Source organism: Kribbella speibonae (assembly GCF_004331375.1).
GTDB classification, from domain to species: Bacteria; Actinomycetota; Actinomycetes; order Propionibacteriales; family Kribbellaceae; genus Kribbella; species Kribbella sindirgiensis.
The window spans coordinates 687,410-701,202 of the sequence record NZ_SJKC01000001.1 but is presented as its reverse complement, the minus strand read 5'-3'; the positions used below and the strand labels follow the sequence as shown (position 1 = coordinate 701,202).

The window sequence follows — 13,793 nt, the reverse complement described above, 5'->3', positions numbered from 1 at the left end:
TGCCGGGGGCAACATTCGACGCAACGTGAGGATGCGGTCCTCGCCGGGACCGGACAAGATGGTTGCGGGGCAACTGGATGAAGGGGTGAACGGTGGCAACAGACACAACTGACGCGGTGGACAACCTGGAGAAGGAACTCGTCACGTTGGCACGGCGGCTGCGCGGTCTGCAGCGGACGCTGTCCGACGAGGCGCATCCGGACCTGGAGCCGGCGCAGTACGCGTTGCTGAACCACGTGGAGGAGCTGGCACCGGTGCGGATGGCCGACCTGGTGGCAGCACTCGAGGTGGACAAGGGTCCGGTCAGCCGGGCCTGCGCGCGACTCGAGGAGGAGGGTCTGCTGAAGCGGGCCGCCGACAAGTCGGACGCTCGGGCGACCCTGCTGACGCTGACCGCGGCCGGCAAGCGCAAGCTGACGGCGGCCCGGAAGAAGCGCCACAAGGTGATCGAGGACCTGCTCAAGGACTGGTCGCCGGCGCAGGTGAAGACCTTCGCCACCCAGGTGTCGAAGTTCAACAAGCTGGCGAACTGAAAATAGTTGCCTCAGGCCCACGGTCTGGTGGTGTGCTCCCGCCGGGGAGCTGAGGGCTCCGGACGACTCACCACCAGCCCCGGGAACCGGCCTGACCGGCAACGCGAGCTGTGCGGACGAGCAGCACGCTGCTAACGTGCGACCGTGCTGCTCTCCGACCGTGACATCTTGGCCGAGCTCGACGCGAAGCGGGTCCAGCTGGATCCGTTCGATGCTGCGATGGTGCAGCCGTCGAGTGTCGACGTACGGCTGGACCGGTTCTTCCGGGTCTTCGAGAACCACAAGTACCCGCATATCGATCCGGCCGAGGAACAGCCCGATCTGACCCGGCTCGTCGAGCCCGAGGGCGGCGAGGCGTTCATCCTGCATCCCGGTGAGTTCGTCCTGGGATCGACGTACGAGCTCGTCACGCTGCCCGACGACGTCGCCGCCCGGCTCGAGGGCAAGTCGTCACTGGGCCGTCTCGGCCTGCTGACCCACTCCACGGCCGGCTTCATCGACCCGGGCTTCTCCGGACACGTGACGCTCGAACTCTCGAACGTCGCGACGCTGCCGATCAAGCTCTGGCCCGGGATGAAGATCGGCCAGCTCTGCTTCTTCCGGCTGTCCTCCCCCGCCGAGCACCCGTACGGCTCGTCGAAGTACGGCTCCCGCTACCAGGGCCAGCGCGGGCCGACACCGTCCCGCTCCTACAAGAACTTCCACCGCACCGACGTCTGACCAACGAAAAAGGGCCCCGGGAAAGTCCCGGGGCCCTTTTCGTTGTGAACGTCAGGCGGTCGGCTTCAGGAAGATGCAGACGGATTCGAGGTCGACCGAGCCCGTGTCGCCACTCGGCGACTGCCCGTAGACACCGCCGTACGCCGACACGGCCGCCGGCGACGCCATCTTGCCGTTGAACAGGCCCAGGTCACCGTTCCCGGGAGACTCGTTGCCCGTCGGCGAGTCGCTCTCGGACGGGGTGTCACCGGAGGACGGGGTCTCGCTCGAGCCCGGGCTGGACGAGGAGGAGGCGCTCGGCAGGTCCTGACCGGTCTTCGCGTCCAGGAGCACCGGCTGCGCCTCGGTCTGCGCGTACACGACACCGTGGAAGGCCGCGGTCACTCGAGGCACGACCCGGCCCCCGGAGTCCTCCGTGTAGCCCCAGGCCTTCTTGCCGGTCGCGTCGTCGAACCCGACGATCCCCAGAGAACTGCCCTGGACCGTTCCGGTCGTGCAGACGACCGCGGTGGCCTGGTCCGCGAGGCACTCGACCTCGACGTTCGAGTCCGACGGGGGCGCGGGCTCGGTCTGCGTGACGGCACCGGTCGACAGGTCGACCACGAAGATCGCCTGGCCCTTGGTCCCGCTGTCGTAGGCCGAATCCTTGTCCCCGTAGAAGTACGCGTGCTTGGCGCCGGCGGCCAGCGGCTTGAGGGACGCCTGCTTGAGCGGGATCTGCTTCGTGACCTTCCCGCTCGCGCCGTCCGCGAGCACGACCGTGCCGGCAGAGCCGCCCGGGTCCGCCGGACCCGGCGCCCCCGCGACGACGCCCTCGTGCACGGCGGCGGGGCTCAGCCCCGGCAGGATCGTGGACTTCTGGGTCTTGGGATCCGCGTACACCGTCTGGTACTTCGAGACGCTGCCCATCAGGCTCACCCCGACGGCGACCTGGCCGGTCTCCGGGTCGTAGGCCACGCCGGCGACATTCGGGGTGCCTGCCGCGGTGTCGCCGGTGCCCTGCAGCGTGCTCACCTTCGCGGCCACCTCGGCGACCTTCTGGCCGGTCATCACGTCGACCCAGTGGACGACGACCAGCCCGCTCGGCTTCTGCGTCCCGTTGCCCTTGTCGGATTCGGTGTACGCGACCAGGGCGACGTCCTTGCCGTCGACCTTGACGGCCACCGGCTTCGTCGCGTCGGTGACCTTGGTGGTCTCGGCCTCCGCGGACTTGATCGTCCAGGTCTTGTTCGGATCCGCGACGTCGTGGCCGGTGAGGCCTGTCCAGCGCCCGATCAGCGCGACCTGGCCGGCGATACCCGACTGCGACTTCTCCTCGGAGAACTGGTGCTCCTTGTCCCTCATCACCGGGTACGCCGCAGCGGGGGCGAAGGCCTTCGGCGGGTCGAAGGACGGGACGGCCGGGGCGGACGGCGTGGCCGAGGTGGTGGTTTCGCCGCCCTTGTTCTCCGAGCCCGAGTCGGACTTCTTGTCGTCGCCACCGCAACCGGCCAGCAGAATCAGGGCTGCGGTGACAGCCGTGGTTGTCACCATCGGACGCAACATCGTTGGCTTCGCTCCCAGGTCGCCGAGAATGATCGACTGAACGCTAGCAGTGTCCACGGGTCCGCCCGGCGGTTTATCCACAGGCGTTGCAGCAAGCTGCAGTACTACCGGCGGGCGCCGACGAGGCCGAGCCGCTCCAGTACAGCGCAGATCGCGGCGGCCGCGCCGGTCAGCGGTACGCCGTTCACCGGACGATCGAGAGCCCGGTCCCGCGGTGGCGGGGCTGCGACTCGGTCAGCGGCCGGGTGGCCGGCTCGGTCAGGCGGCGGGAGGCGGGCTCCAGCCGGTCGGCCAGCTTGCGCAGCGCGCCCGCCAGACCTTCCCGCGGGCTGGTCCGGGTCGTGTCCTGGCGCAGCAACGCCCGGGCCTCGGCGGCCTGCACCCGCTCGGCGATCCGGTAGCGGGCAACTTCCTGCTGTTCGGTGATCATGGTCGTGCTCCCCTCGCATAGTCCCCGTGCTGGTTTTCGGCAATGCTTCGCCTGGGTCCCGCCCCGGAGGCGGGACCTCGGCTCCTCTACATCAACCCAACGAACCCGGGCACGCCGATCCGACGCGTGCGGTCGTTCTTGGGTCAGACCTTGACGACGGTGATGTCGCCGGAGACGGTGCGGGCGCGCAGCATCAGGGCGCGGTCCCCCTCGGCCGGCTTCTGGCCGGGCTCGAGATCGCACCGGATCCGTCCGGTGACCGTCTTCAGGTCCAGGTACGTCGGAAGTCCGTCCGGGACCCCGATCTGTACGTCGCCCCTGGCCGTCTCGGCCTGGACGCTCGGCCCGTCGGCGATCTCGACCTTCACGTCGCCGGAGCCGGAGGTGGCGACCGAGTGGTCGCGGATCCGCTCGATGGTGATGTCACCCGAGCCGACCTTGACGGAGGTGGGACCGGCCGCGTCGCCGATCGTGACGTCGCCGGAGCCGGTGCTCAGGCCGAGCGCGTCACCGGCCTCCTCGATGTCGATCGAGCCCGAACCGGTACCGGCCCGGACCGCGCCGGCGGCCGACTCGACCTTGACGTCACCGCTGCCGGTGTTGACGCCGAGCTCGTTCTCGACCCGGGTCAGCCGGACGTCGCCGGAGCCGGTCGAGAGCCGCGCCGAGCCGAGCGGCACGTCCGCGGTGATGTCGCCGGACCCGGTCTTGACCCGGGCGTCGAGCACCGCGGAGGTGGCGATCCGGACCTGGATCTCCGGCCCGCGACGGACGTTCCGCTGCGGTCCCTCGACGATCAGCTCGCCGTCCACGACCTCGACGGTCACGTCCTCCTCGGGCCCGCTGTCGACGTCGACCGAGACCGCGGTGCCCTTGCCGTCGGGGTTGGCGGTGATCTCGACCAGGCCGGAGCCGATGTCGATCCGGATCCGCTCGATCGGGTCGTTCTCGTCGTCGACGATCTGCTGGCTGAAGCCGCTCATCATTCCGCCCATCCCGTCAGTCGCTGGCCCGGGCCATGTCCGCCCCGGCGGCGTTCCTTGTCCTCGCGGCGCCGGTCCTTGTCCTCGCGGCGGCGGTCCCGGTCGTCACGGCGCCGGTCGCGCTCGAACCGGCCGCGGTCCTGGCCGAAGACGCCTTCCTCGCCGAACGGGCCGTTCGGGCCGAAGACGCCGTTCGGGCCGAAGACCCCGTCGGGGCCGAGCGGTCCGTTGGGACCCAGCGGGCCCTCCGGGCCGAACACCGGGCCACGCGGCGGGCGCGGCGGCCGGGGCGGGCGGGGGCCGCCGCGGCGGCGCTCGCTCAGCTCGGTCATCACGGTGCGCATCAGCCACGCGTTCGAGGAGATGCCCTCGGCGTTGGCCGCCTCGTCGACCTTGTTCTTGATCGACATCGGCAGCCGCAGCGTGATCCGCGCGGTCGGCTCGTCGGCGTCGAACACGAACTGCTCGTCGGCCTCGGTGTCGGTGTCGTCGTCGATGTCTTCTTCGGTCTCGTCCGGACCGGTCAGCTGGCTGGGCGCCGGCGTCACCACGAACTCCGGGCGGCCGCCGGCCATCCGGAGCTCGACCGAGCCCGGGGACAGCTCACGGCTGATCTCCCCGGCGGCGTCGGACAGGGCTGAGATGAGGGCCAGGCGGCCCGCGTCATCCAGCGTTGCCCCGAGGCGCTGAGCCACGGAGCGAGTTTGCTCGTCGGCCAGGGCGGTGGCGTTCTCAACGCTCCGCCGGACCGACTCGAGGTAGTGGTCAAGTTCCATGACAGCAAGCATGACGTCACGGTGACGTCACTGTCAACCCCCACTGATGTCACCGTGCCGCCAAAGGCACAATGTGGTGCAGTCATCGACAGGAGGAACAGTGTCCAGAGGAGTACTGATCACCGGCGCGTCCCGGGGCGTCGGCGCGGCCGCCGCGCAGGCGTTCGCGGCGGCCGGCGACCGTGTCGTGCTGCACTGCCGCGGTGCCGTCGACCGCGCCGAGGAGATCCGTGCAGCACTGCCCGGCGACGGTCATGCGGTACTTGCCGCCGACCTCGGCGATCCGGCTGCAATCCCTTCCCTGGTTGAGGAATCGGCCGCCACCCTCGGGCGTATCGACGTGCTGGTGAACAACGCCGCGATGTTCGTCGACGAGCCGGTCGCGGGCTCCCGCCGGGTCGGTCATCCGCTGGCCGAGACGTCGTACGACGAATGGGTCGCGACATGGCGTCGTACCCTCGCCGTCAACCTCGAGGGAGCGGCGCACGTGACCTGGTGCGTGGCGCGGCAGATGCTCGACAAGGAGCCCGCGGACGGCGTACGGCGGGGCGCCATCGTCAACGTCGGGTCCCGCGGCGCCTACCGAGGCGAGCCCGACGTCCCGGCGTACGGCGCCTCGAAGGCCGGACTGCACTCGCTCGGGCAGTCGTTGGCGGCATCGCTGGCGCCACATGACATCACCGTGACGTCAATCGCGCCGGGCTTCATCGCCACCGACATGACCGAGACGTTCCTCGCGGGTCCCGGCGGCGACGCGATCCGGGCGCAGAGCCCGTTCGGCCGGGTCGCCACCGCCGGGGAGGTCGGGAACGCGATCTACTGGCTCGCCTCAGCCGAGGCGAACTGGGCGAGCGGCGCGGTCCTCGACTTCAACGGCGCGTCGTACCTGCACTGAGCTGACCGCCACGGCGGCGATCGTCCAGACCACCGCGAGGACGGCCATCGGGAACAGGTTGCCGTCCTCCTCGGTGAACAGCAGGATCAGTGAAAGGTTGACCGCGGCGTGGGCTGCGGTGGCGACGACGAGATTGGTACGCCGCGCACCCCGCAGCACCGCACCCATGACCACCGACAACGCGGTCGCCATCACGACGAACAGACCCATGTACGCGAGCCCGTGCTCGAACCCGCCGATGTGCCAGAAACCCCACAGCACGCCGACGACGAGCGAGGAACGCAGTACCGAGAAGCGGGTCTGCAGATAGGGCTGCAAGTACGCGCGCCAGCCGAGCTCCTCGCCCGCCGCCCCGATAACCATCGTGATCACCAGCACCCAGAACGGGAACGGCAGACCGTCCGCGCGCCACGGCCGGCCCGCGATCACGTGGACGAGCACCGAGACGGCCATCGCCGCCACGACGATCCCCACGATCAACGCACTCCGCTCCAGGGCCGGCGGCGTGAACCGCGCGTCGACCCGAGTGGTACGGCGGAACAGCAGGAACATCACGCCGACGCCGAGGGCCGGCGCGAACTGGACCAGCTGGATCAGCTCAGGACTCGGCCCGGTCGCCGCCTGCAGCGCGTTGAGAATCCCGCTGAAGACCATCGTGACCAGGGAGAAGACCAGAACGCGCAGAAACACCGTCACTCCTGAGATAGGGGGCGATCATCAGGTCGAGCTGCTCGGTGAGGAACTCGGACAGCGAGCCCCAGCCGTTCACCGCCCAGACCTGGAGCGCGCCGTTGAAACAGACAAGGGTGTGCCGGGCCAGCGCCGGTACGTCGGTCTCCGCGCGGAGCTCACCGACGTCCACCGCGGCCCGGTAGAACGTGTCGCAGCTGTCGACGATCGCGGCCGAGTGCGCCAGCGCGTGCTGCCGGAACTCCGGATCCGCGACGTCGAGCTGGACGAAACCGAGCCCGTTGCCGAGCTCCTCGCGATGCTTGATGTGCGCGACCGCCGACAGGGCGAAGTCCCGCAGCGTGGCGAGCGGCGAGACGTTCCGGGCGGCGGCCTCGTCGGCCGCGAGTTTGACCATCAGCGGCGACCGGGCCGCGGACGCGAGCAGCAGACCGCGCTTGGAACCGAACCGCTGCATCAGCGTCGGCGGCGCCAGCCCGACCCGGGCGCCGACCGCCGCGAGGGTCAGTTTCACCGGTCCGAGCTCGGCCAGGACCTGGCGCGTGGCATCCAGGATCACGTCGTCGCTCACCAGCCGTGGCCGGGCCATGTCAGCGCCTCCTGGTTTGTGAACGGCCATTCGTTAATACACGAAATCGTAACAGATCCTTGTTGGCTCAGTTATTCAGTGACAACGGGTGAGCTTCCGGACACCTGGAGAGGGGTCCGGACCAAAGCGCCCGCCGTCCGGTGCACCCGTCCGTGGGCCGGGCTCGTCGGACAACGGGAGCCTCTTCATGCGTTTCGCCCGCATCACCCTGGGTCTGCTGCTGGCGCTGTCAGGCCTGCTCGCCGCCATCGCCGGAGCCGTCGCCGCCTTCTGGCTCGTCGGCCCGGACAACACGATCACGACACCGCGCCGAGAGCTCGCCAGTACGGGCCTCGCGGTCGTCACCGCACCGTCCCTCCTCGACCGGCACGGCCCGACGCTGCGCGTGAGCGCGTCGGGCGACAAGCCGCTGTTCATCGGCGTCGGGCAGGACCTGGACGTGCGCGACTACCTCTCGGGGACCGCGCACACCCGGCTGATCCAGTTCGACCCGCCGGCCACGTTCGGCACCCAGGAGCTGCGCGGCGACACCAAGAAGCTGACGCCGCCCGGCGAGCTGGACTGGTGGGTCGCGCAGTCCGCGCCCGGTGCGCAGGCCGTCACCTGGCCGATCCAGGACGGCGTGTACGACGTGGTCGTGATGAACGCGGACGGTACGCCGGCGGTCGGCGCGCAGGTCACGTTCGGGGTCGAGGTGCACCGGCTGTTCGGCATCTGCCTGCTGGTGCTCGGGGCGGGGGTTGTGGTGCTCGCGCTCGGCCTGGCCCTGGTGCTGCGCCGCCGCCCGGTGGGGCGGGAGATCGCGGACACGACCGAGATCCCGGTCATCACGAACACCCGGATCCCGGTCCTCGTGTCAACGGCCCCGGCCGCACGCGACGAGCGCGAAGAGGTGGAGAACGCCCCGGCGTACCGCGTCTCGCCCTTCCACCCCGACCGGGTCAGCCCGTTCGCCCCACTCGCCGACGACCCGACCTCTGTCGAGGACGCACCGGTCGAGAAGCCAGTTCCGGCACCGGCTGTTCGGCCCGCGCCCGTTCGGCCGGGTCCGGCGGTGCCGGCGGTGCCGGCGGCGCCGATGTTCATGTCGCCGGCGGCGGTCGCGCGGGCGAAGTCGCCGGTGCTGATCGGGGCCGGCGCCTCCCAGCGGTACGACGAGCCCGCGCAGCCGACGTACGCCGAACCGGCCGAGGAAGCCCGCACGGCGGACGAGTCGCCTGAAACCGTCCCGCTGGCGGTGTCACCGGAGTTCGAGAAGAGTGACGAGGCGGTCCGACGTACGGCGGCACTCCTGGCCAGCGGCGCCTTGCTGCTGACCGCGACGAGCTGCGGCCTCGTCCCGCCGAAGAACACGATGACCGCGGCAGACTCCCGCCCGGCCGTCACACTCGCCGACGCGCAGGCCGTCGTCCAGCGCTACAACCAGCTCAACAACCAGGCGAACAAGGCCCGGGACGGGAAGCTGGCCGCGACGATCGAGGGCAACCCGACCCTCGCGCAGACCCAGGCGGGCTTCCTGATCGGCCGGAAGCTCGACGCCGCGGGCAAGGACGTGTCGAAGCCGTTCAGCTACACCGACCCGGAGATCGGCGCGCCGCAGTTCACGTCGTACCCGATGCGGTTCGTGGTCAGCTCCGGCGTCTCGGACGCTCCCGGCAACCACCAGCTCGGCGTCTGGCAGCGGGAGAACGCCGGCAGCCCGTGGCTGCTGACGCACTCGGTCTACCCGCCGAAGGCCGTGGAGCTTCCGTCGGTCGACGGACTCCGCACTCCGACCGCAGCCGACCTGAGCAAGCTCCAGGGCCGGCCCGAGGCAGTCGCGAAGGACCTCGCGGCGTACCTCACCGGTGGCAAGAGCGCGCCGCAGTCGAAGCTGTTCACGCCGACGCCGAGCCTGACCAACATGCTCGACCTCCGCGCGAAGTCGAAGGTCTCCGACACCGCCCAGCCGTACATCGCCGGCGTCACCGACACCTTCGCACCGTCCGGCGCCCCGCTGACCTTCATCACGGCGTCCGGCGACGCGCTGGTGTTCCTGACGCTCACCGAGCGGTACCTGCAACGTGTCGAGCCGGGCTCGAACGCGTACTGGACCAGCGGCGAGGCGACCGCGTTCAGCAGCATGGTCAAGTACACCCAGACCCTCCACCAGGACTACCTGCACCAGGTCGCCGTGGTCATCCCGGCCAGGTCGACCGGCGACGCCGTACAGGTCCTCTCGATCGACCCTCAGTTGGTGGGTGCCGGCGGCGCCTGACGGAGGCGGCCGTACGCCCGGCGGGGCGACGGCACGGGCGGATGGTTGTTGAGAAGTCAGCGGCAAGCGGTTGCTGAAGGATAGTGGCGGCTGATTGACTTCGCTGGTTAGGTTTTCCCATCCGCCCGGGAGTACCAGTGGATCTCACCCGCCGCCGTCTGCTGTCCTTTGTTCCCGCGACCGCGTTACTGACCGCGGTCAACCCGGCTCCGGCCGCGCGCGCCACCCTGGGTGCGATGACCGCCGACCCCAGCCAGCTGCTGGCCAACGTGATCGCGATCTACGCCGGTACGGCGGAATCGAACGCCCGCCCCGAGGTCGCCGCGAAGGTCACCGCGATCGACAACACCGCCCGTACCTGGCTGGCCGCCCTCGACCGCGCCGGCACCGGCGAACTGTTCGCCGGCCTCCCGCTCGGAACCAGCGATCCGAACCTGAGCGCGTCGTACCAGCACCTGTACGAGATCGCCCTCGCGTACCGGCGGCCCGGACCGGCCTCGGACCTGCAGGGCAACGAGCAGGTGCGCGCACGGATCGCGGAGAAGCTCGTCTGGCTGCACGACAACTACTACGGCGACCAGTCGAAGGGGTACTACGGCAACTGGTTCACCTGGGAGATCGGCATCTCGACGTTCGTGTCGAAGACACTCACCCTGATCGACGCACCGGCCGAGCTGATCACGCGGTACGTCGCCTCGATGGACGCGTACCTGCGCAACGGGAAGGACGGTGACGTCGATCTCGACTCGCGCTTCCACACCGGCGCGAACCTCGTCGACATCACCGCGAACCGCGTCATCCAGGGCGCCCTGCTGAACGACGACGCGCGGATCCGGAAGGCGCTGCAGGACCAGTTCACGGTGTTCGCGACCGTCGACCCGTACAACCTGCAGCACGGCGTCACCGACGGGTACTACGCGGACGGCTCATTCATCCAGCACGCGTCGGTCGCGTACACGGGCTCGTACGGAAAGGGCCTGTTGAGCAGGGTTGTGCAGACCGTCAAGGTGCTCGCCGGGACCGAGTACGCGCAGAGCGACGACCTGGTCGGCGTGGTGCAGGGGTGGGTCGAGCACGGTTTCGCGCCGCTGATCTTCGAGGGCTGGATGATGGAGATCGTCAAGGGTCGCGCTGTGTCCCGCACCGGCACCGGGTACGACGACGTGGCGGTGATCGTGGAAGCGATCGTCGACCTGGCCGACTACGCGACCGGCGCGGACGCGGCCCGGCTGAAGGCGTTCGCGAAGTTCACCGCGCGGCCGACGATCAACGTGAACTCCTTTGTCTCGCCGGTGAGCATCGGGCGGTTCGCGGACCTCAAGAACGATGCCTCGATCGTCCCGGCCGACCTCAACCCGGCGGCCCTCAGTACGGCGTTCAACGCGATGGACCGGACGGTGCACCGCCGGCCGACGTACGCGTTCGCGCTGGCGCGGAACTCGTCGCGGATCAGCAAGTACGAGTACATGAGCGGCGAGAACCTGCTGCCGTGGTTCCAGGGCGACGGCGCCCACTACCTGTACCTCGCCGGTCAGGACCAGACGCAGTCCTTCGGCATCGACTACTTCACGACGGTGTCCCCGTACGCGCTGGGCGGCGTGACCGCGCCGGTCGAGACCCGCAAGTCGATCCCGGAGCTGTACGGGACGGCGTACTACGACAATCCGCCGACCTTCACCCCGTCGTCGGAGGCCCAGAACACGTACGTCTACTTCCCTGTCGGAACCAACGCGTACTCCGGCGGCGCGACGCTCGATGCGTACGGCGCGGTCGGCTGGGTGCAGTCGGACGATTTCGCGTACGCGTCGCGGGACGCCCTGCCGGACGACTTCGTGGTGTACAAGAACGCGTCCGCGACCAAGTCGTGGTTCCTGCTCGACGACGAGATCGTCGTACTCGCAGCCGGTGTCGGCGACGCGACCCGCGCGGTCACGACCACCCTCGACACCCGCATCGCCGGCGCCACCGATCCCGTCACGATCACCGGCGCGCTGCGCGACGGCAGCCCGTGGACCGGCACTGGCTCGATCACCCCGCGCTGGCTCCGCTACACCAACGGCGCAGCCTCGGTCGGTTACCACTTCCTCCAGCCAACGGCTCTGTCCGTCGATCTGCAGACTGTCACCCGGAGCCGGCGGGTCGTGCGTACGTCGAACCCGGACACCGCGGTCACCAAGCAGGTCTTCGCGCTCACCGCCGCCCAACCGGCGGACTCGAAGCGCTCGCTCGCCTACGCATTGGTGCCCAACGCAACAGAATCCGCACTGAAGTCCTACCAGCACGGCCGGATCGCCTTGCTCGCCAACAGTCCAAGGCTCCAGGCCATCCAGCACTTGGGCCTCCGCCTGACCGCCGCCAACACGTTCGCCCCCGGCTCCCACCACCTTCCGGGGCTCACCATCGACGGTCCGGCGTCGGTGCTCATCCGCCGTCAGGCTTCCAGCGTGCAGGTTGCCGTGGCGGATCCCACCACGCAGCGCGACAGCATCACGGTCAACCTGCGGGCCCAGTACCTGAAAGCCGCGGCGCCGGTCGCGGGGGTTCAGGTGACACGCACGATCACCGGGACGCGGCTGACGTTCAGCACGCGGCACACCTACGGGCGGAGCCTGGCGATCACGCTTCTTCCAGCTTGGTGATCAGCGTCTGCAGGGTGCTGAGCGTCGTCCGGAGATCGTCGAGGTCGACGGACGTCGCGAGCTCGGAGGTCCACGGGTGCTGGGCGACCGCGATCTTGCGGATCGCCCAGTAACCCGCCTCGGTGCAGGCGAGCAGTTTGGCGCGGCGGTGCGCCGGATTCGGCCGATACTCCGCGAGACCGCGCTCGACCAACAGGTCCGCGATCCGCTGCACACCCTGCCGGCTGACGCCCATGATCCGGCCGACGTCGGCGACCGATCGCGGCTCGTCGAGTACGCCGCCGAGCACCTGCCACCAGGCCGCGGTCAGTCCGCCGTTCGCGGCCAGTCCCTGCGCGGCCTCCATCAGCCGCGCGTTCAGCCGGAAGGTGGAGAGGACGACATCCGTCAACACCGCACCACCCTCCGACTGCGGCCCGGGCTTCGGCCAGTCCTCCCGCGGTGGAACAGTCATCCCACCAGGGTGGCGTAGGCCGCCGGGTCGGCGCGGTGGAACACGCCCTCGTACGCCTCCCGCTTCCGCTCGTCCGCGAGCTCGAGCCGCTCCATCACGGCCCGCGCGAACTGCACCGGCGAGTCCGGTCCGGCCGTGATCAGATCCCGGTCGACGACCGCGCGCGCCTCGACGTACCGCTCCGAACCCTGATACCCGGTCGCCTGCAGGTACTCCTTGGCCGCGCTCGTGTGCTTCCGCTCGTCGAGCAGCCCCGCACGCGCCAGCCCCGCCGTCGCCCCACAGATCGCCGCAACCGGTACGCCGGCATCGAGGAACTGCCCCGCCAACTTCGCGAACGCCTCGCCACCACCCATGTCCCACTGCCCCGACCCAGCGAGGACAAGCAGATCGCCGACCTCAGGCGTCACGTCCGCGACCGTCACATCCGGCACGACCCGCATCCCACCCATGGTCACCACCGGCTCCAGCGTCTCCCCAACAGTCACGACCTGCCACGGCACCTCAGTAAACCGCCCGGTCCGCAGCTCCACCGTGAGATGCCCGATCTCCCAGTCCGCCAACGTCTCGTACACCGCTACGTATGCTGTCCTCATAGACAACATGCTGTCATCACGACAGCATGTTGTCAATAGGTCAGGCGGGTGCGTCGACCGCGAGCCCGGCGATCCGGGCCGCGTCAGCGAGACGCTTGTCGTAGGTGACGAAGGAGGTCAGCGGCTGGATGCGGAGAGCCGTCGCGAGGTGGATCGCGTCCAAGCTGCGCACCGCCGCCGGCCGGACGGTCTGCGCAAGGATCCGGGCGCCGGCATCGAGCTCGCGAAGGTCGATCAGGTCGAGGACGCGAGGCAGCCGCACGACCGCCTCCGGAGCATGCCGCGCAAGCGCCCGGAAGGACTCGATCTCGGCGAGCACCGAGCTCACCCAGGCCGTTTCGGCCCGCTCGTCCAGCCAGTTGCGCAGTGCGGACGACTCGGCCTCGGCGTGCACCAGCTTCACGATGGCCGCCGAGTCGAGATAGATCATCAGCGCTCTCCGTCCCGCTCCCGCGAGAGCTCGGCGCCGACATCGACGCCGTCCGGCTCGCCGATCGGCATCCGCAGTACCGCACGGCGCATCTCGGCGGCGCGCTCGCGGCGCAGGGCCGCCTCGAGCACCGCTTGCCGAATGACCGCCGACCGCGAACTGCCGTCATGCGTCAGCACATCCAAGGCGTGCTCGGTCTCCGCGTCGGTTCGGATCGTGATGGTGTCAGCCATACGGCAAGTGTAAGACGATCCGT

General features: G+C 69.7%; 15 protein-coding genes. 5 read left to right on the top strand and 10 right to left on the bottom strand.

Features of this window, described 5'->3' with window-relative positions; translation table 11 throughout:
- The first annotated feature begins 92 nt into the window (after positions 1-92).
- The gene (locus E0H92_RS03570; RefSeq protein ID WP_130388106.1) at positions 93-533 is read left to right on the top strand and encodes a MarR family winged helix-turn-helix transcriptional regulator; all 441 of its coding nucleotides are present in this window, start codon (positions 93-95) and stop codon (positions 531-533) included.
- A gap of 144 nt (positions 534-677) precedes the next feature.
- Entirely contained in the window at positions 678-1,253 is a 576-nt protein-coding gene (dcd, locus tag E0H92_RS03565) for a dCTP deaminase (RefSeq protein ID WP_131283931.1), read from the top strand.
- A 51-nt stretch (positions 1,254-1,304) separates the two neighbouring features.
- Here the strand turns inward: dcd and E0H92_RS03560 are convergent, their stop codons facing one another.
- The 4 genes from E0H92_RS03560 to E0H92_RS03545 all read right to left on the bottom strand — a co-directional run bounded on the left by E0H92_RS03560 (position 1,305) and on the right by E0H92_RS03545 (position 4,987).
- The gene (locus tag E0H92_RS03560; protein ID WP_131495366.1) at positions 1,305-2,786 is read right to left on the bottom strand and encodes a hypothetical protein; all 1,482 of its coding nucleotides are present in this window, start codon (positions 2,784-2,786) and stop codon (positions 1,305-1,307) included.
- Between the two features lie 196 nt (positions 2,787-2,982).
- On the bottom strand, positions 2,983-3,228 hold the full coding sequence (locus tag E0H92_RS03555) for a hypothetical protein (protein WP_131464490.1): 246 nt from the start codon (positions 3,226-3,228) through the stop codon (positions 2,983-2,985).
- A 143-nt stretch (positions 3,229-3,371) separates the two neighbouring features.
- A complete protein-coding gene (locus tag E0H92_RS03550) occupies positions 3,372-4,211 on the bottom strand; it encodes a DUF4097 family beta strand repeat-containing protein (protein WP_238152961.1) in 840 nt (279 codons plus the stop codon).
- Positions 4,211-4,987, bottom strand: a complete 777-nt coding sequence (locus tag E0H92_RS03545) for a hypothetical protein (RefSeq protein WP_131464484.1) — start codon at positions 4,985-4,987, stop codon at positions 4,211-4,213. Before E0H92_RS03545 ends, E0H92_RS03550 begins: the two co-directional genes overlap by 1 nt.
- A gap of 100 nt (positions 4,988-5,087) precedes the next feature.
- On the opposite strand from E0H92_RS03545, the gene E0H92_RS03540 reads away from it, so the two are divergent.
- A complete protein-coding gene (locus E0H92_RS03540; protein WP_131495365.1) occupies positions 5,088-5,882 on the top strand; it encodes an SDR family NAD(P)-dependent oxidoreductase in 795 nt (264 codons plus the stop codon).
- On the opposite strand, the gene E0H92_RS03535 is transcribed toward E0H92_RS03540, so the two are convergent.
- Both E0H92_RS03535 and E0H92_RS03530 read right to left on the bottom strand, forming a co-directional pair.
- Positions 5,817-6,572 carry a CPBP family intramembrane glutamic endopeptidase gene (locus E0H92_RS03535; protein WP_131495364.1) on the bottom strand — a complete coding sequence of 252 codons (756 nt, stop codon included), beginning with the start codon at positions 6,570-6,572 and terminating at the stop codon, positions 5,817-5,819. The two genes, E0H92_RS03540 and E0H92_RS03535, sit on opposite strands and share 66 nt — an antisense overlap.
- A complete protein-coding gene (locus tag E0H92_RS03530; protein ID WP_165549681.1) occupies positions 6,481-7,161 on the bottom strand; it encodes a TetR/AcrR family transcriptional regulator in 681 nt (226 codons plus the stop codon). Before E0H92_RS03530 ends, E0H92_RS03535 begins: the two co-directional genes overlap by 92 nt.
- A gap of 187 nt (positions 7,162-7,348) precedes the next feature.
- Between E0H92_RS03530 and E0H92_RS03525 the strand changes: the two genes are divergently transcribed.
- Positions 7,349-9,418 carry a DUF8094 domain-containing protein gene (locus E0H92_RS03525; RefSeq protein WP_131495362.1) on the top strand — a complete coding sequence of 690 codons (2,070 nt, stop codon included), beginning with the start codon at positions 7,349-7,351 and terminating at the stop codon, positions 9,416-9,418.
- A gap of 137 nt (positions 9,419-9,555) precedes the next feature.
- Positions 9,556-12,057 carry a polysaccharide lyase family 8 super-sandwich domain-containing protein gene (locus tag E0H92_RS03520; protein WP_131495361.1) on the top strand — a complete coding sequence of 834 codons (2,502 nt, stop codon included), beginning with the start codon at positions 9,556-9,558 and terminating at the stop codon, positions 12,055-12,057.
- Here the strand turns inward: E0H92_RS03520 and E0H92_RS03515 are convergent.
- From E0H92_RS03515 to E0H92_RS03500, 4 genes are read right to left on the bottom strand one after another with little or no spacing between them, the layout of a single operon-like run.
- On the bottom strand, positions 12,035-12,511 hold the full coding sequence (locus tag E0H92_RS03515; RefSeq protein ID WP_130388115.1) for a MarR family winged helix-turn-helix transcriptional regulator: 477 nt from the start codon (positions 12,509-12,511) through the stop codon (positions 12,035-12,037). The genes E0H92_RS03520 and E0H92_RS03515 overlap by 23 nt on opposite strands.
- Entirely contained in the window at positions 12,508-13,107 is a 600-nt protein-coding gene (locus E0H92_RS03510) for a DJ-1/PfpI family protein (RefSeq protein ID WP_202873505.1), read from the bottom strand. Before E0H92_RS03510 ends, E0H92_RS03515 begins: the two co-directional genes overlap by 4 nt.
- A gap of 40 nt (positions 13,108-13,147) precedes the next feature.
- A complete protein-coding gene (locus tag E0H92_RS03505; RefSeq protein ID WP_131495359.1) occupies positions 13,148-13,537 on the bottom strand; it encodes a type II toxin-antitoxin system VapC family toxin in 390 nt (129 codons plus the stop codon).
- On the bottom strand, positions 13,537-13,770 hold the full coding sequence (locus tag E0H92_RS03500) for a hypothetical protein (protein ID WP_131495358.1): 234 nt from the start codon (positions 13,768-13,770) through the stop codon (positions 13,537-13,539). The genes E0H92_RS03505 and E0H92_RS03500 overlap by 1 nt, the downstream gene beginning before the upstream one ends.
- Positions 13,771-13,793: the final 23 nt, after the last annotated feature.